The organism is Sinomicrobium endophyticum, from assembly GCF_052983315.1.
This window is the reverse complement of record NZ_JBRKIS010000041.1, coordinates 56,037-80,198: the sequence shown is the minus strand read 5'-3', so window position 1 is coordinate 80,198 and position 24,162 is coordinate 56,037. Positions and strand designations below refer to the sequence as shown.

22 protein-coding genes, 2 tRNA genes and 1 pseudogene are annotated in these 24,162 nt (G+C 38.1%); 13 read left to right on the top strand and 12 right to left on the bottom strand.

From position 1 onward, the window contains the following. Positions 1-58 precede the first annotated feature (58 nt). On the top strand, positions 59-970 hold the full coding sequence (locus ACVBDU_RS15620) for a helix-turn-helix domain-containing protein (protein WP_447180660.1): 912 nt from the start codon (positions 59-61) through the stop codon (positions 968-970). 70 nt (positions 971-1,040) lie between these two features. Here ACVBDU_RS15620 and ACVBDU_RS15615 read toward each other — a convergent pair whose 3' ends face one another. Beyond that, a complete protein-coding gene (locus tag ACVBDU_RS15615) occupies positions 1,041-1,337 on the bottom strand; it encodes a winged helix-turn-helix transcriptional regulator (RefSeq protein ID WP_447180808.1) in 297 nt (98 codons plus the stop codon). On the opposite strand from ACVBDU_RS15615, the pseudogene ACVBDU_RS15610 reads away from it, so the two are divergent. The 5 genes and pseudogenes from ACVBDU_RS15610 to ACVBDU_RS15590 all read left to right on the top strand — a co-directional run. Beyond that, positions 1,231-1,614, top strand: a pseudogene (locus tag ACVBDU_RS15610) (DNA alkylation repair protein); the annotation flags it as partial. The gene ACVBDU_RS15615 and the pseudogene ACVBDU_RS15610 sit on opposite strands and share 107 nt — an antisense overlap. Positions 1,615-1,835: 221 nt before the next feature. Next, positions 1,836-2,261: an SRPBCC family protein gene (locus ACVBDU_RS15605; protein ID WP_447180659.1), complete on the top strand. Its 426-nt coding sequence runs from the start codon at positions 1,836-1,838 to the stop codon at positions 2,259-2,261. Between the two features lie 159 nt (positions 2,262-2,420). Next, positions 2,421-3,347, top strand: a complete 927-nt coding sequence (locus tag ACVBDU_RS15600; protein WP_447180658.1) for an alpha/beta hydrolase family protein — start codon at positions 2,421-2,423, stop codon at positions 3,345-3,347. A 180-nt stretch (positions 3,348-3,527) separates the two neighbouring features. After that, the gene (locus ACVBDU_RS15595) at positions 3,528-5,057 is read left to right on the top strand and encodes a dienelactone hydrolase family protein (RefSeq protein WP_447180657.1); all 1,530 of its coding nucleotides are present in this window, start codon (positions 3,528-3,530) and stop codon (positions 5,055-5,057) included. A gap of 151 nt (positions 5,058-5,208) precedes the next feature. Further along, positions 5,209-5,676 (top strand): nuclear transport factor 2-like protein, encoded by a 468-nt coding sequence (locus ACVBDU_RS15590; RefSeq protein WP_447180656.1) that lies wholly within the window; start codon positions 5,209-5,211, stop codon positions 5,674-5,676. A 417-nt stretch (positions 5,677-6,093) separates the two neighbouring features. Here the strand turns inward: ACVBDU_RS15590 and ACVBDU_RS15585 are convergent, their stop codons facing one another. Continuing rightward, on the bottom strand, positions 6,094-6,339 hold the full coding sequence (locus ACVBDU_RS15585) for a helix-turn-helix domain-containing protein (RefSeq protein ID WP_447180655.1): 246 nt from the start codon (positions 6,337-6,339) through the stop codon (positions 6,094-6,096). A 555-nt stretch (positions 6,340-6,894) separates the two neighbouring features. On the opposite strand from ACVBDU_RS15585, the gene ACVBDU_RS15580 reads away from it, so the two are divergent. From ACVBDU_RS15580 to ACVBDU_RS15570, 3 genes are all read left to right on the top strand, one after another. Then, positions 6,895-7,704 carry an RNA polymerase sigma factor gene (locus tag ACVBDU_RS15580; protein WP_447180654.1) on the top strand — a complete coding sequence of 270 codons (810 nt, stop codon included), beginning with the start codon at positions 6,895-6,897 and terminating at the stop codon, positions 7,702-7,704. Between the two features lie 60 nt (positions 7,705-7,764). Next, positions 7,765-7,935, top strand: coding sequence for a hypothetical protein (locus ACVBDU_RS15575; RefSeq protein WP_447180653.1), 171 nt, complete (start codon positions 7,765-7,767; stop codon positions 7,933-7,935). Positions 7,936-9,392: 1,457 nt separating this feature from the next. Continuing rightward, positions 9,393-10,490, top strand: coding sequence for a hypothetical protein (locus ACVBDU_RS15570; protein WP_447180652.1), 1,098 nt, complete (start codon positions 9,393-9,395; stop codon positions 10,488-10,490). A gap of 650 nt (positions 10,491-11,140) precedes the next feature. Here the strand turns inward: ACVBDU_RS15570 and ACVBDU_RS15565 are convergent. From ACVBDU_RS15565 to ACVBDU_RS15520, 10 genes are all read right to left on the bottom strand, one after another. Then, positions 11,141-11,776, bottom strand: coding sequence for a hypothetical protein (locus tag ACVBDU_RS15565; RefSeq protein WP_447180651.1), 636 nt, complete (start codon positions 11,774-11,776; stop codon positions 11,141-11,143). Beyond that, complete coding sequence (locus tag ACVBDU_RS15560) at positions 11,773-12,228, bottom strand: DoxX family protein (protein ID WP_447180650.1); 456 nt, start codon at positions 12,226-12,228, stop codon at positions 11,773-11,775. The genes ACVBDU_RS15565 and ACVBDU_RS15560 overlap by 4 nt, the downstream gene beginning before the upstream one ends. Before the next feature lie 123 nt (positions 12,229-12,351). Then, on the bottom strand, positions 12,352-13,113 hold the full coding sequence (locus ACVBDU_RS15555; protein ID WP_447180649.1) for a helix-turn-helix domain-containing protein: 762 nt from the start codon (positions 13,111-13,113) through the stop codon (positions 12,352-12,354). Positions 13,114-13,606: 493 nt separating this feature from the next. Beyond that, the gene (locus ACVBDU_RS15550; RefSeq protein WP_447180648.1) at positions 13,607-14,014 is read right to left on the bottom strand and encodes a RidA family protein; all 408 of its coding nucleotides are present in this window, start codon (positions 14,012-14,014) and stop codon (positions 13,607-13,609) included. Between the two features lie 121 nt (positions 14,015-14,135). Beyond that, complete coding sequence (locus tag ACVBDU_RS15545; protein ID WP_447180647.1) at positions 14,136-15,266, bottom strand: oxidoreductase; 1,131 nt, start codon at positions 15,264-15,266, stop codon at positions 14,136-14,138. Positions 15,267-15,339: 73 nt separating this feature from the next. After that, the gene (locus ACVBDU_RS15540; RefSeq protein ID WP_447180646.1) at positions 15,340-15,912 is read right to left on the bottom strand and encodes a Crp/Fnr family transcriptional regulator; all 573 of its coding nucleotides are present in this window, start codon (positions 15,910-15,912) and stop codon (positions 15,340-15,342) included. Positions 15,913-16,643: 731 nt separating this feature from the next. Further along, positions 16,644-17,381 carry a hypothetical protein gene (locus tag ACVBDU_RS15535; RefSeq protein WP_447180645.1) on the bottom strand — a complete coding sequence of 246 codons (738 nt, stop codon included), beginning with the start codon at positions 17,379-17,381 and terminating at the stop codon, positions 16,644-16,646. A gap of 4 nt (positions 17,382-17,385) precedes the next feature. After that, positions 17,386-17,877 (bottom strand): hypothetical protein, encoded by a 492-nt coding sequence (locus tag ACVBDU_RS15530; protein ID WP_447180644.1) that lies wholly within the window; start codon positions 17,875-17,877, stop codon positions 17,386-17,388. Between the two features lie 86 nt (positions 17,878-17,963). After that, positions 17,964-19,127: an alpha/beta hydrolase-fold protein gene (locus ACVBDU_RS15525; protein WP_447180643.1), complete on the bottom strand. Its 1,164-nt coding sequence runs from the start codon at positions 19,125-19,127 to the stop codon at positions 17,964-17,966. Positions 19,128-19,410: 283 nt separating this feature from the next. Further along, a complete protein-coding gene (locus ACVBDU_RS15520; RefSeq protein WP_447180642.1) occupies positions 19,411-20,430 on the bottom strand; it encodes a helix-turn-helix transcriptional regulator in 1,020 nt (339 codons plus the stop codon). 168 nt (positions 20,431-20,598) lie between these two features. Between ACVBDU_RS15520 and ACVBDU_RS15515 the strand changes: the two genes are divergently transcribed. The 4 genes from ACVBDU_RS15515 (at position 20,599) to ACVBDU_RS15500 (ending at position 23,924) form a co-directional block, all read left to right on the top strand. After that, complete coding sequence (locus ACVBDU_RS15515) at positions 20,599-21,966, top strand: RtcB family protein (protein WP_447180807.1); 1,368 nt, start codon at positions 20,599-20,601, stop codon at positions 21,964-21,966. Positions 21,967-22,272: 306 nt separating this feature from the next. Next, positions 22,273-22,335 (top strand) — tRNA-OTHER (locus tag ACVBDU_RS15510). Positions 22,336-22,338: 3 nt separating this feature from the next. Continuing rightward, positions 22,339-22,412: transfer RNA gene (locus ACVBDU_RS15505), tRNA-Lys, on the top strand. A 411-nt stretch (positions 22,413-22,823) separates the two neighbouring features. Then, a complete protein-coding gene (locus tag ACVBDU_RS15500) occupies positions 22,824-23,924 on the top strand; it encodes a slipin family protein (RefSeq protein ID WP_447180641.1) in 1,101 nt (366 codons plus the stop codon). Positions 23,925-24,162: the final 238 nt, after the last annotated feature.

Below are 24,162 nucleotides of genomic sequence, written 5' to 3'. Positions count from 1 at the left end.
TTATTCTGTATGATATAAATCGAACTCACGTTAGATTTAACAAGGAAAAATTAAAAAAATGAGCAGCCATGGTATAGTCTTACATTTTAAATCCACTTCACAGCTTCACGAGGCAGTAGGGATAGCAAAAACAAAACATCCATTGTTCAGTATCTTACGCTTTGAAGATTTACCGAAAGTAGAAAACAACCAACGCATAAAACTAATCTCGGACTTCTATCAGATTACGTTGAAAAGGGAATGCCCGTGCAAAATGCAATATGGGCAAACCCCGTTTGATTTTGACGAAGGTGTAATTTCTTGCTTTGCTCCAAAACAGGTTAGTATTGTTGATAAGGATTTTTCTTTTGCCACATCGGGTTGGTTGTTGCTGATTCACCCCGATTTTTTGAGAAGGTATCCGTTAAGTCAAAAAATAAAAACCCTTGGCTTTTTCGATTATGCCATCCATGAAGCGTTGATATTATCGGATGAAGAACAACAATCAATAGAAACTATTTTTGAGCAAATTGGAAAGGAATATCGATTGCCAATAGACAATTTCAGCCAAGAGGTAGTCATTGCAAACCTTGACTTGTTGCTTACTTATTGCAACCGCTATTACAACAGGCAGTTCATCACGCGAAAAACAGGCTATAACGAACTGCTGAGTAAAGTAGAAAAAATATTGAACGCCTTTTTTGACAATGTAAGTGAAAAAGGTTTGCCAACGACTGCGGATTTAGCATCCCAATTAAATTTGTCGCCCAAATATTTAAGCGATTGCTTAAAGCAACTTACAGGGCAGACCGCACAGCAATTGATACATGAAAAATTGATAGACCACGCCAAAGACATGCTGACTACGACAGCACTTTCAGTAAGTGAGGTTGCTTACCGTTTAGGTTTTGGATATCCACAATCGTTCAACAAGCTGTTCAAGAAGAAAACCAATTTATCCCCTTTGGAGTTTCGGAACTCGTTTAACTGACATGCATTGCATGAATACGTCCAATCTAAGACCGGGAAGAACACGATGCAGATGGGTTTAGTAGTGATTATTATTTCTGACCTAACTCGGTTAATTGATATTCAACTCTTGGAGGTAATTCATGGAAAGATTTTTTAGTCAACAATCCATCCGAGACCATTTCACTTAAATGTTGGTTTAACACTCTTCTATCGACTTGATTTGTTCCTCTTAAAAACTCACTCGGACGTTTTTTACCTTCGTGAATCTGCCAAATAATTGGAGTCAGAGAGATAGTTTGGATGGCATTAAGACCTGAAATCGAAAAAAACCTTACAGAATCAATTGAAATATTGAGCAAGTGGACTAACGACACGGACGAGAACATTAGACGCTTTACAACAGAATCGACCAGACCAAGAGGAGTTTGGTGCAAACATATTGAATCATTAAAAGAAAATCCCGAACAGGCATTACCGATTTTGGAACCATTAAAGTCGGATAAATCAAAATATGTTCAGGATAGCGTTGGGAACTGGCTTAATGATGCAAGTAAGTCCAAACCCGAATTTGTAATCGGACTTTGTAAAAAATGGAAATTTGATTCACCGACAACCGAAACGGACAAAATGGTAAAACGAGCATTAAGGACAATCGGGAAATAAAAACTGTAGCTACAGCGGCTATAAAAAATAGCTATAAAAAGATTAACCCAAAGTTTTTCGTATTTTTAAAAACAATAAAACTATTCGGAAAGGTTTGCGTGTACTTGTACGCCGCTTTTCATAATCGCAACCCGATACCTGTAAGCTGAAAAAACGAAATGAAATACTTATTTCTTACAATATTACTACTAACATACTTGGAACCGAAAAGCCAAAACATTATGGAAATAAAAAAAGAACAGACCATAGAAACATCTCCAATGGTGATTTGGAATGTTCTGACAAAACCTGAACATATTGAAAAATGGCTGGGCGTAACAGCAGAATCGGATTGGAAAATCAACAGTGACCTACTCCTTAAATTCTCTTGGGATGGAAAAGAATTTGTCGATAAGGGGAAAATTATAGGATTTGATGAGAACAAACTCTTTGCCTATACCTATTGGAGTAACTTTTCGGGACTGGCCGACAAACCTGAGAACTATTCAAAAATCAGATTTGAACTGGAAGAAAAGGGTGGGCGTACCTCATTGAAACTGACACATTCCGAAATTAAAAACCTAACAATGTACGAACACTCCGATAAAAATTGGGAAGAGACATTGAGCCAAATAAAAAGTATTGCAGAATCGATAAAAAAGAAATAAAGCCAGCAGGTAATAATGTATAACCCCAATTACGGCAGATTCGACTACATCTGAATCCACCCGGAATTCCTAAGGTCTGTGCATAATCGAAAAACATTAACTTTCATCCGGTAACTGACGGTTATAAGAGACCGTTACCTGCAATTTGAAAACAAACAAATGAACAAATATTTACCAATCCTATTATTGGTCTTTTTATCAAATTTTGGGCTTGCTCAAAACGGTAAAATTCTATCGAAAAGATTGGTTAATCTTTCACAAACCCCGATTTGGAATAAAATATCTGAAAATGATTCTCTGACATCCGATTTCAACCACTTAAAAAAGTTGGATTTCTATTTCATCACCTACCAAAGCGACAGTTTAAAAGTAAACGGACTTTTAGTTGAGCCTGAAAAAGACGGAAAATATCCGGTTGTGATTTTTAATCGTGGTGGAAACAGGGATTTTGCTCAATTGACAGTAGCTACAATGATTATGTATGCTTCAAAATTAGCAGAACAAGGTTATGTGGTGATTGGTAGTAACTACCGCCAAAAAGATGAATTTGGAGGTGCGGAAATTAATGATGTTTTAAACTTGACGGAGACCGTGAAAGAAATGGAAAAAGCTGACTCAAATTGTATTGGCATGTTCGGTTGGTCAAGAGGTGGAATGATGACTTATTTAGCGCTTCAAAAATCGGACAAAATTAAAACTGCAATCATTGGGAATGGACCAACAGACCTTTTTGGAACAATTGCAGACCGACCGGAAATGGAAACAAAAGTAATAGCTGAATGCGTTCCGGACTATTGGAAAAATAAAAATTCTGAATTGAAAAAACGTTCTGTAATTTATTGGGCCGACGAATTGGACAAGAACAGTAGTCTCCTAATTTTATGTGGAACTAACGACAAAAGAGTAAACCCAAATCAAGCAGATAAAATCGCAACCAGCTTAAAAGGAATAAATTACGACTTTGAATTGAAAAAAATTAAAACAGACCATTTCTTTTCAGATAAAAAGACCGAATTGAATGAATTGGTTATTGATTGGTTTAATGAAAAGTTAAAAACTACACCCAATGCGGCTATTAAAAAATAGCGACAACAGGCTTAACCCAAAGTTTTTGTATTTTTCAAACCAATAATAGGGCTATTCGGCAAGGTTTGTGTTTACTTGTACGCTACTTTTCATAGTTGCAACTCATTAGTGGTAAGCTAAAAAGACATCTGTAACAATTAAGAAAGGTTTACATTTTTATATTGAACACTAAACCAAATTATGAAACGACAAATACTGACAATATTAATAATCTTTCAGGTAAGCCTGGTGTTCGGACAAACCTCATTAAATGAAATTGACCTGAACAATGGAAAATACAAAGTAGGATTTCGACACTACACCACTGCTGACAGCACAAGAACTTACAGCCGGATCTTTGACTTCACCAATAAAAAGGTAGCAAGACCAATTCCCGTAAGTATATGGTATCCTTCCGAACAAGATGTGGTTAACAGAGAGCCGTTGGCGGTTATAGATTACCTTGAAATCCTGAAAGAAGAAGAGGAATGGGAGCATTTGCCCAATGAACAAATATTAAACTGGTTTTATTATCCCAACACGCCTGCAAATCAAAAACACCTTGTCGAACAAACAACAGCATACGCCAAAGCAGCATTCGGAAAAGGAAAATTCCCGGTAATTGTCTATGCACCAAGTTACCAAGCATCATCCATCGAGAACTTTGCCCTTTGTGAATATTTGGCAAGTCACGGATATATTGTTATATCAAGCCCTAGTCGGGGAACCGAAACCCGTTGGTTCGGCAATAACAATGCAAAGGAAATGGAAACCCAGGCCAGGGATGTGGAGTTTTTGTTGAAAGAAGTAAATAAATTTCCAATTGCGGATTACGACAAAATTGCAATTATGGGTTTTAGCTTTGGCGGTTTATCCAATATCATCGTGCAAAATCGCAATGACAATGTAAGGGCTGTTGTCAGTCTTGACGGTACAGAAAGATACCAATATGCGCTACTAAAGCAATCACCGTTTTTCGCTGCTCAAAAAATAGATGTCCCGTACATTCATATGGCACAGAAAGACATTCCGGAAATAGTCTTGAAAGAAGATAATATTAATGCCGGACTTAACACAAAATTCCAGTTATTCGACAGTTTATCGAGGAGTAAGGCATATCGGTTAAAGTTTCACAATCTTACACATAGCTATTTCAGTACTTTAGGCGTTCTCTTTGAAAATAGAGATAAAAGACAAGACAAAAGCGATGCTGAAATAATGGAATCCTACAAATGGGTTGCGATGTACACATTGAATTTTTTGAATGCCGCATTAAATAAGGATAAAAACGCATCAAAGTTCATCCAAAACAATCCGCGTGATAACGGAGTTGCAAATAGCCTGGTAACTCTGAAAATTAAACAACCGGAAAAAGAGGAGTACACATTCCAGGATTTTAACGACCTGGCATCAGACCGAAACTATGAGAACTTATTACAGTGCTATGACTCCATAGCGAAAATACATCCTTCTTTTAAAATTCCGGAAGGCAATCTAAACACACTTGGTCTGCAACTTGTTTTCAACCCGGATACTTCGGAACAAGGAATAAATGTATTTTTATTGGCAACAAAACTGTATCCGGATTCTGCAAATCTTTACGATAGCTTGGCTGAGGGATATCTGTTTGTTGGCAGTAAAGTCAAGGCGATTGAAAACTTTGAAAAATCATTGGAATTGAATTCCCAAAATCAAAATGCGATGGATAGATTAAAACAACTAAGGGAGTAAAGCCAGCCAGCGTAATGCGAGCTGTATTACTAAAAAATGAGCATTTTGGCCCTAAAAAACTTTGCGGTATGCCGACAGTGAAAAGCCATGAAATCCCGCATTAAGCTTATGCTTGGCCGTTACATACAATTTAAAAATAACAAAACCTGATATGAAAACACATTTGAAAAATTCAATTTCAATTTTTTTACTTCTTTTTGCAATTAACCATGTTATCGCACAGGATGCCACCAAAGCCCATAAGGATTCATTAAATACTGTTGTTAAGAAATATTATGATCTGAACCTTAAAATGTTTCAGGCGAACTCAACAATCGAAGATATTGACAGAATCTTTGAACTTTTCACAGGTGACTTTGAATATGTTCATCCGAAATACGGAGGGACTTATACAAGGGAGGATTTGTATAACGGATCTGTCAGGAATCAAAAAAACGGACGTTATAACGGCAGAGTCGTGGATATAAAAATAATAAACAAAATTATCGGGCTAAATGCCGTGGTTGTTCAAAAAAGCTTTGTTGAAAGAAAAGATGGCGAAATCATAGATGGCGAACCACAAATGACACTTTTCGAGTTTGTAAACGGAAAAATATCCCGGATTTTTGAATATTGGTAAATTAGGATAAATACTGTGTCTGACATCGGTAACCGTTGCACAAGCCCATAAATTTTAAAGCGTGTAACTTTCATGACCACTTTTTAAGGAGGGTTTGTTTTTTAGCCAACGGAATAAAGGGACAAACATCATATCGTGTTTATTTTCAGTACATAAATATAAAAGATATTAGGGCCTGTTAACACTACACACTCAAAGCGGCTTTTTGGCCTATTTTCTGCCTCTCTTCGTTATTTTTTCCTTATTTGGCGCTGCCAAACTCGTCAAACATGCCTCGATAGACAAAAAATATACTCAAAAATCCATCTTTTCTGGTAGTGTTAACAGGCCCTAGTCTCCATACGCAACGGAGCTTTTTTGTTTTTCCAAAGAAGTAAATTTCAAGGAACCCAACTTCCGGAAAGCCACATGGGGAAATTATTTTTCTGCTTCTTTCATTGGAAAACTAAAATCAAATAATGCTTGGGGATGGATTTCCAAACCTTTAGCAAGTTCAATAATTGTCCGGAATTCCAAACTTTTCTGGCCCTTTTCAATTTTTGAAATAGCACTGAAATCTACATCACATTTTTGCGCTAACTGTCTGTAACTTAGCTTTAGTTCATTTCTTCGCTTGAAAACATTTTCCCCGAATTTTCGAATGTAAACCTGGTCTCGATTCATCTATGAGTTCTTATAACAGGCAATCTCATAAATTTCAACACAAAAAATGTAGGCAAAACGATCTACAATTAATTATTTTTTATATATTTGATCCACAATTAGAAACTGTTTAAATTTTGTTTTTGGTCCCGATAATCATCGGGATTATAGTGTATTTTTTCGTCAGGCGAAGGTATTTTGAGGTGTATAGCCATAGCTACGGACCGAAAAATAGCTGAAGCATGATGGAAAAAGACGCATAAAAGAACCGAAGGATAAAACTTAAACAGTTTCTTAATATATTTGCGAACTTCTTAGTAAAAAATATTAGAAGCATTCGCTTTGAATCTCACATTGAAAACTGGTAATTTTTAGCAACGAGATGATAAGCAGATTGCTCACGACCCGGGGCGTGGGCTCTCTTATTGTTGCACGGTATACCAGTACCTCAATGTGATAAGTTGAGCTCCACGCCTTTTATTTTTAGATATAGGGCCTTCTTCTCAACCATTTTCAAAGTTACCTTCTCTTTATAAACCGTAAGAACTCGCATCAGCTATTTAAACGAAGTCTGTTATGTCACGCAGTAATTACGAATTATTAAAAAACGGCGACCCTGCCGCTTTAGAGCAAATTTATGAGCAATATCGAAGAATCATTTTTTGGATCGGTAATCGAATTCTAAAAGATCATTTTGTAGTAGAATCCCTGGTTCAGGATACTTTTTTAAAGTTATGGGTGCTTAGGGACAAGATAGAAAGGCCTGAGCATATTCTCTATTTCTTAAAGTTTGTGATGAGAAGGGAATGTATTTCATACTACACCAAACCCAGGAATAAGTTTTTCAGGAAAGTCAATTCGTTAGAGGATTACGACAATTACCAGGACTATCTGGCGGGGTACGATCCGGCAAGTGTGTCTGAAAACCTGGAAGACCAGGAGTCGGAGCAAAAAGCCTTCGACCGGGTCAAAAGCATATTGCCCCTGCTGGGTGCGGAAAGAAGGCATTTGATTGAACTCTGCTTAAAATACGGTTTTCAATATAAAGCCATTGCCGAGGTGATGGGAAAGGGGATCACCGAAACCAGCAACGAGGTAAAACGGGCTATCCGGGACATTAAAACCATCGTCCATCAAGGGGGGAAGATTAAAACGGAACAAAAGTCTGCTGTTGAAAGGAAGGCCCCGGGTGTGATGACCGAAGAACAGGAAAGGGTATTGGAGCTCAGGTGCAACAAGAAATATTCCTTTGCGTCGATTGCCGAAGCGCTGAACCTGTCCCAAAAGGAAGTGCACAAGGAATTTGTAACCGCGTATAAGCTTATGCAGGAGAAACATAATCGACAAAGGGCTGAGCATGCCGGTGTTGAACGGATTACGGCTTGACCATTTAATTTTGAGGGTGCTTGTACACCCGTAGGGTGGGGTTGAAATAACACCCACTGAATGCGAACAGTATATACAAATGAAAGCACCCCACAAATGGAAGGCCTTGACTTAAATAAACAAAACTCATTTCAAAAAGATGAAAAAACAATTACTCAAGCCCTATATGGGTTTATAACCAGAATAAAATACATGGTTGAGCATGCCGGTGCTGAATTAATTACACCCTGACCATTTAATTTGAGGGTGCTTGTACACCCGTAGAGTGGGGTTGACAATAACACTCACTGAATGCGAATAGCATATGCAAATGAGAGCGAGTTTTTTTTATGGAAGGGCTTGACTTAAACAAAACTAATGTTTCATTAAAACGCATTTAAAAAACATGAAACAATTCTTATGCTTTATATGAGCTTATGACCAGAATAAAATACATGGCTGAGAATCCCGATACTGAACCAATTACGGCCTGAAAATTTAATTAGAGGGTGCTTGTACGCCCGTAGGGTGGGGTTCAAATAACACTCACCAAATGCGGGCAGCATATACAAAATAAACAATGTCTGTCTTTAAACGTATGGAAGGCCTTGACTTAAACAAAACTAATGTTTCATTAAAACGCATTTCAAAATATGAAAAATTATGTGAGTTTACGACCAGAATAAAATACATGGTAGGGAATGCAGATATTGAACTGATTACGACCTGACCATTTAATTTTAAGGGTGCTTGTACACCCGTAGGGTGAGGTTCACAATAACACTCACTGAATGCGGACAGCATATACAAATTATCTTTGTGATATATTTATGGGAGGCCTTGATTTAAACAAAACTAATATTTTATTTAAACGCATTTCAAATCATGAAAAATAATTACTTGCGCCCTATATGAGTTTATAACCAGAATAAAATACAAGGTTCAGAATACAGGTATTGAACTAATTACGGCCTGAAAATTTAATTTGAGGGTGCTTGTACACCCGTAAGGTGGGGTTGGCGATAACACTCACTGAATGCGGACAGCATATACTAACACACACTAATACACACTAACACTTATGGAAGGGCTTGACTTAAACAAAACGAATGTTTCATTTAAATTCATTTCAAATCATGAGAAATAATCACTTAGGCCTTAAACGGTTGATGCTGATCATTCCTGGCGGATACTATTCTTAAAAACTGTTTAAATTTTTAGCGTATTGATGAGAATATCTCCCGAAAACACAATCGAAAAGCGTCTCCCGATAACCATCGGGAGCGAGGAGGCGACCAAAGGAGGCGACGTGGCAATTTCTTAGGGAAAGCGACTACCCCCAATGGCATGCACATACCCACCTCCGGACTGCTACGCTACAGCCTGTCCTGAGTTTATCGAAGGGCTACCCATGACGCTTTTTTCATAACAACATAAATAACAGTAACATAAACAACTGTCAGGTCGAGCGTAGTCGAGACCCTTTTTAGAGACCATTTGGGCTAAAAACCCCTCGACTCCTCCCGATAACCATCGGGACGGGGCGACAGAGGGGGCGTCATTATCAATTTATACGGTTGCCAAAATGTTATCTCTCGTAGTGACGATTGCTTGTGTTGATATCAGGGTAGGTCGGAAGATAAAATTTAAACAGTTTCTTAGTATCCGTAAATGAAAAATACAGGAGAAACAATTAGAAACCGCTAAGTATGGAAAAATCAACACTCAAACTCACAAAGAAGATACAGGTATTGATAGACCTGCCCACCAAGGAAGAAAAAAAGGAAGCAATAGGTAAACTCTACCAGTGGCAGAACAGGAGCTTTAAGGCAGCCAACCTTATTGTTTCCCATTTGTATGTACAGGAAATGATTAAAGATTTCTTTTACCTGTCCGAAAGGATTAAGTATAAACTGGCCGATGAAAAAAAAGACGAAGACGGCATCCTGCAATGCTCCCGGACCAATACGATCTATCGCATGTTATCGGACCGCTTTAAAGGGGAAGTCCCTATGAACATACTGTCTTGTTTAAATACATCCTTAATTGCTACTTTCAATAAAAACAAAACAGAATATTGGAGAGGTCTGCGTTCATTAGAAACTTTTAAACGAGACATGGCGTTTCCATTCGGTTCACAGTGTATGAGCCGGATAACCTACAATCCCGATAAAAAGGCCTTCTGCTTCCGCCTGTTTTCAATTCCTTTTAAAACGTATTTAGGGAAGGATTTTACCGATAAGCCAAAACTATTGGAGCGTCTGGAAAAAGGGGACATCAAGTTGTGTACTTCGCATATTCAATTAAAAGGCGGAAAAATATTCTGGCTGGCGACATTTGAAGTCGAAAAGGAAAAGCATCGCTTAATGCCGGAGAAAATAGCCGAAGCCTCGCTCTCTCTTGAATATCCGATTGTAGTAAAAACGGGTAAAACCAGGCTCACTATTGGTACCCAGGAAGAGTTTTTATACCGAAGGCTCGCTATACAGGCCGCCCGGAAGAGGGCACAGGCAGGGGCTACCTACTGCAAATCGGGAAAAGGGCGTAAACGAAAACTTAAAGCGGCAGACAGGTTTCGTAACACGGAAAGTAATTATGTATCCCAGCGTATTCATGTCTACAGCCGAAGACTTATTAATTTCTGTATCAAACACCAGGCAGGAACACTCATTTTAGTAAACCAGGAAGACAAGATCGGGATTGCCAAAGAGGAAGAATTCGTACTACGGAACTGGAGTTATTATGAACTTATGACCAAAATAAAGTACAAAGCCGAGAAAGCAGGTATTGAACTTATTACAGGTTAAGAGGTTTATCGAGGGTGCTTGTACACCCGTAAGGTGAGGTTAAGGACACTCACTAAATGTATACAGCATATACAGCCATTCTAAAGGTATATAGTCCTTCTCACTTCTGCAATACTTACTAAATGTAAAACAGATATTGAACTTATCCATAGTTAAAAGATTTATCGAGGGTGCTTGTACACCCGTAAGGTGAGGTCAATGACACTCATTAAATGCGAACAGCATATACAATCAATGCCTATAAAAGTATGAGACTGAGAAAGCAGATATTGAACTTATTACAGATTAAGAGGTTTATCGAGGGTGCTTGTACACCCGTAAGGTGAGGTTAATGACACTCACTAAATGCATACGGCATATACAACCACCCCCAATCTATATGTTTTTTTGGGGTAGTTTCTGAATGAGGAAAAGTGTCTTTGCCAAGGGCAGGTTTGCCGTACACTGTCGGTACATTGAAAAAAATAGGGAAGACATTGGAAATGGGAGGTGCAGAAGGTTTTAAAAGAGCATATAGAATTCGAATCTTAGTACATGACAAAAAACGGTTTTGCACAATTTGATTGGAAAATCAGGCTCCCCTGCCTGGCCGGCAGGTTTTAGGCTGGGGTAAAACTGATTTTCCGCGAAACCTGGTTAAAACCATTTTATCAAAATTCTTTTCTCACAAAAATCCCGATACTGTTATAGCTTGTAGCAAAACTTCCATATTGATCAAAATTTGCAGCCAGCCCAAATTGAATCTCTTCCATGTCAATCCCAACTCTTCCATATTGGTAGCTTCGGACATGTTCTCTCAGGTTCCAGGTGGTCATGTATTGTAACCGGGCATAAATCTTTATGTTCTGTCTGCCTGCCTGCCGATATTCAATGAAGCCCATCATTTCAAAATTTGGTTCTGACCAAATATCTATCCTTGGAAAAACCAAAACAGAAGTTGTCCTTTTCTTTTGGAAGTACTGAAAAAAGACGGATGGCCTGACACGGTCCAAGGGCGTAAAAATGGAACCAATCCCTGATGTCCAGTGTTCGCTAAGTGTATAGGAAACGTAAGACTGGCTCATGATTTCATTCCCACGATTTTTATCATAAGGTATAAGAACGGAGGAAGTGTGAAAGAAACCAACAGGCTTTTCCGGATTGAATTTAGCTGCGAACGAGTGTTGATAATAATAGCCGGAATGACCAACACTGATCTCTACGGGTATTTGGGCCCAAACTGAAACGAACCACATATTTGAAAATGTCCAAACCAAAATCCGCTTTGTTATTTTTGATTTTTTCATCTTTCAGGTAGTGTATTCCTAATCTTTTTATTTCTTTTTTCAGGAATGGCGGACCAAATAAGGTTGTCAAAAGAATAGCGTCCGGAACCTTTAGCGATTATATAAATGGAAGTAAATAAATAGAGAATAGCAGCTTGTTTGACATCAAAAGAGTCATTGACATGAACCATAAATACTGCAACAATAAAGGTCATTGCAACAGGGAGGCCTGTGACCCTTGTCATTAATCCCAGTACAATCGCCGGCCCGCAAACTAACTCGGCAAATATGGCCAGGTAAATCGAAAATTCCGAACCGATACCAAGCGGGTCTGGGAAATCAATGGAAGAATCCGGCAAAGCCACCCATTTGTCCCATCCGTTAATTATGAGGAGCACGCCGAATGCGATGCGGAAAAAGGCATATGCAATGGCATTAGCCCATCTCGATGGAGCATAGTATTTTAGTTTCATGGTACGTTTTATTAAAATCAATTGCAAAACTATTGAGAATCGCAATCGACGTTGCTGTAAATAAAACGGTAAAAACTGTAGTTTTTTCTGTTTTTGACCCAGGGGAGAGGCGATGTGTGATTGCTAACGGGTATTTTTGAATTCGGTGGGGAGCTGCCCGTCGTAATTCCTAAAAGCCCGGGAGAAATGGGAAGTGTCTGTATAACCGAGTTGAAACGCTACTTCTTTAACGGACAAATCCAAAAAGCTCAGCAGATATTTTGCTTCTTGCATGATGTGGAATTCAATCCATTTTTTTGCTGAAAGACCAGTTTGTTCAACTAATATTTCACTCAGGTATTTTGCTGACATATTTAACTGACCTGCGTAAAAACCGACATCTTTATAGTCGGCGAAGTTTTTGGCAACCAATTCCCTGAATTTTACAACAGTACGTTCCTTATCACTTAATTCTATTTTATTACCACGATGTAACTGCCAGAAATACTTCTGTGCGATGATCAGAATCGAATACAATATTCCGGATAATGCTTCCGGCTTATCGGCCACCATCCGAAGTATACGGAAGAGCTGCCGCATCTCTTCAAACTGACCATCTGACAGCTGAATCACACTTTGTTCATCCGGACAGAAGAATTCCAAAGCGTAAAAAAACGAACTGCTGAAGTTATTTACGAAGATGTCATCATAAAAGAAAAGCGTATCATTTAAGGGAAATCCGGTATTCAGCCACTGGCAAGTGACACCGGGACCAATGGTTAATAAGCTTCCGTGGGTCAATTCATAAGTTTTACTGCCTATTCTGATAGTCGCTCCGTCACCGTAGTAGAAGCCAACCGTATAAAAGTAATTTTTAAAAGCATGTGTAATCCCGGCATTTTCCAAACATTCTTTTGACGCTAAATAATAGGGTGCCTCCGTTCGATCCCTTTTTCGGGATTTTAAATGCTTTAGCAGGTCGAAGTTGGTTGAATGTTTTCTGAACTCCATGGTCAGGTATTTAGTTAATGAACTCATCGTTCAATCTATAAAAATAGAAAAAACCACTTTGATGTTGTCTACCCTATACAAAAATCGCTATTATAATCAGGAGAAGGACTAATTGTATCTTCTCCTTGTGATTCCGTTTTTATTGGTCTCAGTTAAGGGTCTAAAACCCTGTAATTTATTACATAACTTCGGTAAACTCCGTATATCACACTTTTAGTAGTGCGAAAAAATTATAGTCTGGTTATTAGGTTATTGAGTTTATGCGTGTTGCCTAACTAACTGAATAACCTAATAACCAATAACTAAGTCGCAATTTCCCTGCCTGGACGGGCAGGATTGCTTATCAAAACCTCTGTATTTTTCAGAGCAGAAGCGGTTTATCCCGTAATTATTTTTTCCAATCTGCCACTTCATCCACCACTGCAATGGCTTCAATTTCAATAAGTGCGTCGGGCGAGAACAATGATGATACTTCAAAAATAGTATCTGCCGGATATGGTGCTGTAAAATACTTTCCTCTTAATGCTACAATCTTTTCAAAATTTCCCATATCACGGAGCAGGATGGTGACTTTAACCACATTCTTTAAACTGGAACCTCCGGCTTTCAACACTTTATCCAGGTTCTCAAAAGCCTTTTGCGCCTGCGCGTCGAAGTTGCCGATCCCAATCAGTTTTCCATCATCGCCAATAGCTGTCTGTCCTGAAATAAACAATAAATCACCAACTCGATGACCTTGTGACAGACGAAATGGTTCATAAGTGTCCGGCGTAATTTTAATTTGTGAAATTTCCATTTTTTATAGTTTTAGAATTATTCTTCTTTGTGAATGTTTTTCCTGTAATGCCACATAGCGAAAACAAGGTGCCGATTACAAATAGTTTACTTACTAAGTGTCCCGATATAGTTAACTCATTTTAGATATTGCTTCTTTCCTTATTTTCTGTGTTCAATTTGCGGATGATTTTATGTGAATGGCCGATGGTTGCCGCCGGCCATAACATATCACGGTGAAAAGGAACTACCGGTAAATTGTTCAATGTTTTTACTACCCAATGGGGGTCAGCCAAAGCTGCTTTTCCAATAGCAAGCAGGTCTGCGTGTTTGTCATTCAAAGCTGTTTCAGCCTTGCTCAGATTATGGAAGCCGCCGTTGGCTATTACAGGAATGCCCGTAGCCTCCCGGATGACCGATGCCAATGATATTCCGTCTCCATAAAAACTATCCCGTTCCCATTCACCTGTTTGTACTGCTACGTGCACAAAATCAGGTTGGTTTGTCTTTATTTCTTTTGCCAGTTCTTTGGCGGTATCTATACCGTCTGCCCAACGATATGGGAGGTCATTTACTTTTCCCTCCGAGACCCGCAAACCGACAATGAACTTCTGTGGCACGGAAGCCTTTATACCGGCGATAATTTCAGCAATTACACGGAAACGATTTTGCATTGTACCTCCGTATTGGTCTGTACGGTGGTTCAACTCCGGTGTGAGAAACTGGTCTAACAAATAGCCATTTGCACCGTGAATTTCTACGCCATCAAAGCCTGCGTTATAGGCATTTATTGCACCATCTATAAAGCCTTGTTGCATGCTTTGAATATCTGTTAAACTCATTTCTTTAGGGAACGGAAAACTTCCTTCACCACCGTAGGAAACCATCTTTACACCCGTCGGTTGTACCGCAGATGGGGCTAGCGTGTTTTCGCCGCATTGCGATAAGGCACCTCCATGCATCAATTGTGCAAATATCAACGAGGGCGATTCATGAACAGCTTGGGTTACCTTTTCCCAAGAGGCACATTGCTCAGCGTTTGTAAGTCCCGGCTGGTTGTTGTAGCTTTTGCTGCCGTATACATCGGTGTAGATACCCTCGGTAATAATAATGCCAAAGCCCCCGGTAGCAAAAGCGGAGTAATAGTCCGCCATTTCATCAGTGGCTAAGCCGTTTGGCGTAGCACTAACACGTGACATGGGGGCTACTACCGTTCGGTTAATCAGTTCTCTTTGCCATATATTGGCTTTTTGAAAAATGGGATGATATTTCATTTGCTTCTTAAATTTTATGAAGCAAAATTCCCGGTTATTGATTTAAGAAAAATTGATGTAGGTCAAGATGGTTTTATTTTTTTCGAGTACGGCTTATAAATTCCGGGGAAACTCCTAAATATGATGCAATCAAATATTGAGGAACTTTGGATGCTATATTGGGATTGCTTTCTAAAAAATCATAATACCTGCTTTCAGCATCATAGACATTGTTATAGATAATTCTTTTTTGTAGCGTTCCTAAATAGCTTTCTAATATTATCCGAAAGTAGCGTTCCAAACAAGGAAGTTCGGTCAGCAGCTTTTGAAAAGAATAATAACTGATTTGTAAAACAGTTGTTTTCTCTATGGTTTGTATGTTGTAAATAGACGGTTTTTGTTTGGAAAAACTATCTAAATCAGAAGCCCACCAATCGTCAATAGCAAAAAATAAAACTTCTTCATTGCCATTTTCAGCATTGATATAAAACGCTTTTAATGTTCCTGAAATTACATAACTGTCGTAACGGCAAACGTCTCCATTCCTTAAAAGATATTCTCCCTTTTCTAATGATTTTTCTTCCCAAAAACTTTCAAAAACAGAGATTTCTTCTTGGGTTAGTTTGATATGTTTGGAAATGTTCTTTATTAAACCGTTTTCATTCATAAAATTGTACTCAAATGATTTGCATCGTGCAAATTTACAAATTCAATCCTGTCAACATATGGAATACTGTAAACCGGGGTTGTTTTTAATACGTTTTATTTTACTTTCTATAATCTGTCAAACTGAAAGTAATAACTTGTAATACAGTATGATATACTTAAAAATTCTCACCAATTTGCACACTTTTCAGATGATTTCATTCTATATTATAAAATAGTAGTGCTGCGTTAATTTTCAGTCCATCCTTGTAAAGGACTAATATAACTGGCCTTAAACATGTTTTTCGTTTTTTGATTTGAATTTGCCTTTGGGAACTTCGTGCTCCCTGTGGTTACATATCAACCACAAAGCGATGTCCTAGCGATGCCGAAGGAGGCTCCAGGTATGTACAAAGAACACTAAGTTGACTTGTTATCAAAATTTAATGTATCGGTACTAATCATAAAAAATGAAAATCACTGAAAATCAAATGATTAATAGTGTTTTGTTCTAGGTTCGTCGGGGTGGCAGGAAGAATTTTCACTTGCTATACCCGTTGTATATGAATACTTTACAGTGTTAATCGTTTTTTGTTCACCTATTTGTACACCCGGTATGGGAAAGAGCATTTTTGTTGGGTGTCTTTACTTGTTATAGATACGATTTTATATGTAATATGTTTGTTTGATGTAATAGGAATTATTTGAGGCTATATAATTAAAAACTTCCTTTCTCTACTTAGAAGTGTTTTATTATATGTACTCGCTAAAATATTCATTAACCACCTCCATATTAAATTTATCCTCACCTCTCCAATATTCTGCAAAAGACCAATCATGTCTTCCCGTTGTCGGCCTATCATAGCTTTTGGGAGATAGAATTTCACAACATCCTAGAATTTCTATTAAAATATGACGTTCATTTTTATTTCCTTTTATAACATCTTTTAATCGTTCTCTCAATTTCCCCGGATATTCTCCTGTTTCGGAATCGTTTATACAACGCAAAAGATTTTTAAGAGTATTAATATCCAATTCAGTTAGTTCAGTTATTTTTTCTTTTTCAAATAATTTTAAATCCAGATAATTATAGAGTAAATCGGAGCGTCTAACCCCACCCCATTTAATTCGTTCAAAATTTAAAATATTGAGGTCTTCGTTTTCATATTTTAAAATTTCGGGGCGATAGAATTCTCTTTTCCTTTCAAGTATAAGTTTGGCATTGGAGTAACTAGCAATAGCAGAGCGCCAATCGAGTCTTTTGTTGCCTAAACTGGTTATAAAGCCCTTAACTATTTTTTCTTTTTCTATTCGGTTTATTAACCCTTTCAATTCATTCTTGATCTCATTCACTGTAAATGAAACAGGATCAAACATCAATCCCTTTGATTTTGCATATTTAAAATCTTCAGGATCGGTTTTATATTCACGTTTCCAACCTTGGGAACTCCAATATGTTTTAAATAAAATTGATTTTGCCCTTTTATCCATCATTTTATTTTAAAATAATTGAAACTTTTTGATATTGCTTAATGACCATACTTAAAATTAAAAATCCAATGATGCAAAGAATTGTGCCTCCAATGAAAAAACTTAAACCGTGTTTTTCTCCAAACAGTCGACAAAAATAGTTCAGGTAATTATTTGCAAACCCATGGAAAAAAAAGCCTAAAGGAAACAGGGTAAAGACTATTACAAAATTTAGTATTGAGTTTATGTAATGAATGTTAAACTTTCTGTTAAGTAAAAAAATAAATAAAGTCAGAAAAATAAATGCATAAAGAGTCCAGTAGAATCTACTCATAAAAAAATCTCCTACTCTTTGAGAGGTAAGGGTTTCAAATTTATCAAAATCCATGTTTACCAGGGCATCATATTCTTTTCCTTGTGAAGCAACATATAATCTTTGAATTCCATGTATGAGGAAAGTTGATGCCAGTACTTCTAATAATACTATCTTAAGGTTAATTTTTTTAATAAATTTCAACAGTATTTAGTTTTAATAAATTTTAATTTTGGCGTTTTTGTGTACGTCTGATTTAGTGTTTTGCTTTAAATAGTTCATCCAAAATACTACCTGTTTGTTTTAAGTTTTTTCAACATTTCTTTTCCATCTTCATTATCGGGATTCAATGCTATTGATTTCTCATAATTTTCTATGGCCAATTGTCTTTTACCTTTTTTCATATACGCTTCGCCCATACTATCATAGACATTCCATGAACCGGGATAGTTCTGTATATTCTGTTTGAATATTTTAATAGCATCATCTATATTATTTGACCGGAGTTGTTTATAACCATAGTTATTCATAAAATCTTCTCCAGGGACAATAGTATAGCCGAACTCTTCGGATAATTTGTCAAAATGTGACCGGATTTCATCATAGGTCATATTTGTTGTGGCATAATTATCGATGAACCAATCTTTATAGATAAATTTAAGGGCATCAAACATGCTTTTGTAAGTCACCGAAAAATGATTTTCATCTTCATATTTTTTAAAATTCCAATCCATACTTTTGGGTGCAAACTTTCTTAGTTGCTTAACAATGGCATCAACAGCCCGGGTGTTTTCATTTCCAATGGAGATAAAAAATCTATCTGAAAGATTCTGATGGTTTTTTAGGAACGATTGAAAGTCATCAAGAATTTTCGTATTTCCGCTATCAATATCAATGGCCGGGCTCATAAGGATTGTTACATTAAACAAATCAGGGCTTGTTACCTTTGTATATAAACTAAAAAGTCCGGCTAAGGAATGCCCTGCTAAAATGCGATATGGGGCGGTCCTGTAATTGGTATTGACATAGGGTACAAGTTCATTCTGTATAAATTGCAGGAAGTCATATCCGCCATCGGTGTCTGATGTTTCTACTTGCCTCGTTTTTCCATTGAATAATTGAACAGGTGTAAGGTCTCTTCCGCGATCAACATTGGGAATGGCAACTACTATCATTTCAGGAGTCCTGTTTCTGTCGTAACCTGAAAGGTAATCGACGAGGTCGGAAACATATTTAAAATGGCCCTCACCATCCAGTACATAGAGTACAGGATAGGATTTTTTGGTTGAATAGTAATCAGCGGGAAGATGTATCCATATACTTCTCGGTTCATTAAGTTCTTTTGAGTGTATCAGGAATGCTTTATCATTATTTACCGGAATACTATCTAATTGTGAGTAGGTCACAAACGGTAAAAGTATGGCAAGAAGGAAGTAATGAATTTTTCTTGGCATAATCAGGTGGTTTTTATTTTCTTTAATAGGTTTTTTAATTCGTTCAGGTCACCTCGAAACCTGCTCAACTGTAATATCCACTTAAAGGTATGAATTATAGACAGTGTCCAAAATCTTGGGGTACTCCCAAAATTCTTTCAATTTCGTTACTTATTTGATTGGTAAAAAATGCATAATTTTTCATTATTTTCCTTCCTCAATCTTCTTTTTGCCATTCCGTGAATGTGGTATTTGTTTAAATAATCTGTCAATAATTTTACTTTTATTCCGCATTAAATAACCGTTATTCGGTTAGTACAGCGTACTTCTTTGTTGCATTTTTTAATTTCTCTGCTATCCTGTTTCGTAAATTTCTAGGTTTAAGAACTTCTAGGGAATCGCCAAACCCCAATAACAAACGTTCCAATTCAAAATTGGGTTTGACCACGAAGGTAATTTCAATGCTACCATCTTCGTATTCTCTGACCAATCTTTGGGAATGGTGTAAGGGTTTCGTCAACACATAAGGAGCATTATGACTGTCTATCCGTAATTTCACGACAGAAGGACGTCCCCTGCTTACAGTTACCCCAACTACATCCTTATAGAATTCATCGGCATCAAAATCATGTTCTTCGTATGGAATCCTGAAGTCATAATCCAAAGCAATGATCCGGTCAAGGGCAAGGTTTACCACTCCTCTGTTCTTATTCCCCATCCCAATCAGAAACCAACGGTTATTGAACTCCTTCAGCAAGTAAGGGTGAAAAATAATCACATTTGACTCGGTGGCCTTAAAAGATTTATATTCCACTTCAAGGACTATCTTTTTTTGTATAGCCCGATACAGTTCATCAAGCCAATGCAACCCTTTCAGGTTTTCATTTTTGTCCAAATGAATAATAGAAGACCTGTGGGTTTTCTCTGTGTAAACTTTGTCCTCCAACCTTTGGATGATTCCACCAAGTTCGGAAAAAAGGGAGAAATCCTTGAATTGTTTTAACATTTCCACCGTTTCTGTAAGCACATTCATATCATTTTCGTTCAAAGGAATATCTGTGATGGAATAATCCTCATCCTCATAACGGTAAAATTTCTTGTCATAAACCACTATCGGTGCGTTGTAACCCAACTTATCGCTGCGCATCATTTGAATATCCAATTGCACGGTTCGCTTACTGACATTGACCGATCTTCCTTCATACTCGTAAAGTGCATCGGAACAAGCCTCGATCAAAGCCTCCAAAGTCCATTGACGATAGTTGTTCTGTAAACATCGGTCAATGGTTTTATACCTGATCAGGGCATTTTTATTAAGGGCCATTCCTACTTTTTTGTTGAAAACTAATAAATTATTTTATCTACGCAAAATGTTTGCGCAGTATTTGTGAAATCTTTGTATGGAATCATAAGAGTCAAGAAGGCTCATCAGTAGTGCTCCGTCGAACGGGGAGTCGACGGAGCTTAAAAAAGAAATACAATGGAACCAAAAATGAATTTTACCGGAAAGGAACTGATAGCCATGGGCTTCAAATCGGGGAAATGGTTTAAAGAGGCCATAGTACATATTAATAAAAACCAATTACAAGGTGAGGCATTGATCAACTACTTGGAACAGTTCAAGTCACCTCCGGCAGTGGGATTGCATGAAGAGGTCGTTCCTTTTTCAGTTAATATAAAAGCGCAAAATGAATTGGAAGAGACCAATGTCAATTCCGTTATTGAAACCATGGATGCTTTAATGCGTACGCCTACATTGGTAGACGGTGCCCTAATGCCTGATGCCTGTCCAACAGGCCCCACCGGAACTATTCCTGTTGGCGGAGTGGCGGTTGCCAAAAATGCAATCCATCCCGGGATGCACAGTGCGGATATCTGTTGTTCTGTATTGTTGACCGATTTTGGAAATGCTGATCCAAAAGATGTATTGGATGCAGCACATGGGGTTACGCATTTTGGTCCAGGTGGGCGTTCAAGGGAAAACCAGTTTAGATTTCCAATGGATTTATTGGAGGAAATTAAAGACAACTATTTTTTGAATGATCAAAAGTCAATTTCAGTAGCTAGATCTCATTTGGGAACACAGGGGGACGGAAATCATTTCCTGTTTGTGGGCATATCCAAAAAGACAGGCAATACTATGATGATAACTCATCACGGCAGCCGCGGTTTTGGTGCCAATTTGTACTCAAAAGGGATAAAAGTTGCCGAGCAGTTCAGAAAAGAATTATCGCCTGAAACGCTAAAACAAAACGCTTGGATTCCTATCGGTAGTGAAGAGGGGGAGCAATACTGGAATGCTTTGCAAATTGTGCGAAAATGGACCAAGAAGAATCATGAATGTATTCATGACGCCACTTTGCATAAATTGGGCATCAACCCAGAGAACAGATTTTGGAACGAACACAATTTTGTGTTCCGCGATGACGAACTATTTTACCATGCCAAAGGAGCAACTCCATTGGATGCCAAATTCATGCCAGATATCACTGGTCCTAGACTGATTCCTTTGAACATGTCGGAACCCGTATTGATTGTTGAAGGTGGAACCACCAAGGCCAATTTAGGTTTTGCTCCCCACGGTGCCGGTAGAAACATGAGCAGAACGCAACACAGAAAAAGCAAGATCGGTACCCTTCAGGAAATCTTTGAGGAAGAAACCAAAGGTTTGGACATTCGTTTTTTCTCCAATGAGATTGATATCACCGAATTGCCTAGTGCCTATAAAAATGCTGAGAACGTTAGAAACCAAATGGAGGAATTTGGTTTGGGAACCGTGGTTGATGAAGTATTGCCTTATGGCTGTATTATGGCCGGGGATTGGAAAAAGAGTGCCCCTTGGAAGAAAAGAAAAAAGTGATGGCAGCTTTGAAAAAGAAATTATTCGATGTTTTGGCCACATCCATAACCATTGAAGGGTTTGAAATTTGTGGGACAATTGGTCAAACCCAATAAAAAAGTACATTGAAAATAAAAATCCCATTTAAGTGGGAACTAGATATCAAGCGGGTCTTGTTGGGTGTTTCTGAATGGCACTATTGTATGAAATGTTGCCGAGAGGTATCATGTTTTCATGTGCAACTTGACTTGGAGGTTTGGATTGTTAGCCAAAAAACAATCGCCAAAATCTGTAGGACGTGGGTTCGAATCCCACTCCCAATTATTTGGGATAGTTCAGGGGGCAGAACAACAGACGTGGGTGCCGCGGGTTCGACTCCCGCTCCCGCCATGGCGGGATAGCTCAGTGGTAGAGCACTACGCTTTTAACGTAGGATTATGGATGAAAATCCATACCAAAGCTGACCATCTTGTAAAACTGGTCTCCAGCCTGTCACGCTGCAAAATTGACAAAAAACAGTGTATGCAGATTAGTTGTATGTCTTTTTTGGACGAACAACAATCTGAAAAGTACCTTGAAATCTGAAAGTATTGTCAAGCAAAGGAATCACTTTTTTGTGGTCAGCCAATTTAGATATGTCAGTTGCATTGCAACCCAAATCGGGATTTGGCCCACTGCTCAAAACAGATTCTTGGAGCTTATCAATCATCAGGTTTCCGTAGTGGACGGATGATTTGCATCCACTGTTTTTAAAAAAAAGGAATGAATCAAATAAAAATACCCTTTGGATAAAAGCGATACCCGTAGCGGATATTCAAAGTTTACAAAGCCACAACAGGCCTTGTGTCCAATCATTGTTTAATTAAAATTGTAAAAAAATGAAACGAGTAAGAATCAATGCGGGAAAAGTAGGTTTAGTTTTTAAAAAGGGAGATTACAAAAGAGTGATGCCCCATGGAACCTATTGGTTAGGGTTTAATGAACAATTGGTTCAATATGACCTTACAAGACCTTTTGTAGCCCCAATAGCAGCAGAGATCTTGCTTCAGGACAAAAACTTGGAGGCAATGCTTCATGTGGTCGAGGTCAAGGACAACGAGTTGATCTTGGTAGTTGAGAACGGAAATTTCAAGCAGGTGCTTACTGCAGGCAGGTATTTCTTCTGGAAAAATCTGCTGCACTACAAGTTCATTACCATTGACCGAAGCAAGATTGAAATCATAGAGGAAATTGATAAGTCTTGGTTTAGTCGACCTGAATTGAACCAGTATATTCGTTTGTTCGAAGTGGCAGCTTATGAAAAGGCGGTAATGCTAATTGATGATGTATATGTCAAAACCCTAGAAGGTGGCACCTACCGCTTCTGGAAGAACGACACCACCATCAAAATTGCCAAAGCCGATATGCGTCAATTGCAATTGGAGATCGCGGGACAGGAATTGTTGACAAAGGACAAAGCGGCCGTTCGTATCAACTTTTATACCCAGTATAAAGTGACCAATATTGAAAAGGCGCTTTTGGAAAACAAGGAGTATGAAAAGCAGCTTTATATCGCCATGCAACTTGTATTGCGCGTTTATGTTGGCGGATATAGTTTGGATGAGCTTTTGGAACGCAAAGAAAGCATTGCGGAAGCAGTGTTTGAAAACATAAAAACTGAGGCCACTACTTTAGGGGTCACTGTTTTGAACTGCGGTATCCGTGATGTGATCCTTACCGGGGAAATGAAAGACATCATGAACCAGGTATTGGTGGCACAGAAGAAAGCCCAAGCAAATATCATTACCCGTCGTGAAGAGACCGCTTCTACCCGAAGCTTGCTGAACACAGCAAAACTGATGGAGGAAAACGAAATGCTCTTCAAGTTGAAGGAGATGGAATACGTGGAAAAGATTGCTGAAAAAATTGGTGAGATCACCGTCTCTGGAAACGGAGGCATGGTAAAACAATTGAAAGAGATTTTCTCTGTCAATAAGTAGAATGGAATGCGCCATCGAAAGCTGGCGTATTTTTCTTTTCCCTAACACATATAACCCCTTTACTCATTGACACTTGAATTTAAAAGTGTAACTTTAGTACTTAGGGAAAATTAATCACCATGAAAAAAACATTACTTCTTTTACTTTTAACTACCACCATCACCAAATGTTTAGGAGTTTCTACGGAAATTATTAAAGTGAAAGCTCGGGCACAATTCACTAAAAACCACGGAAATTG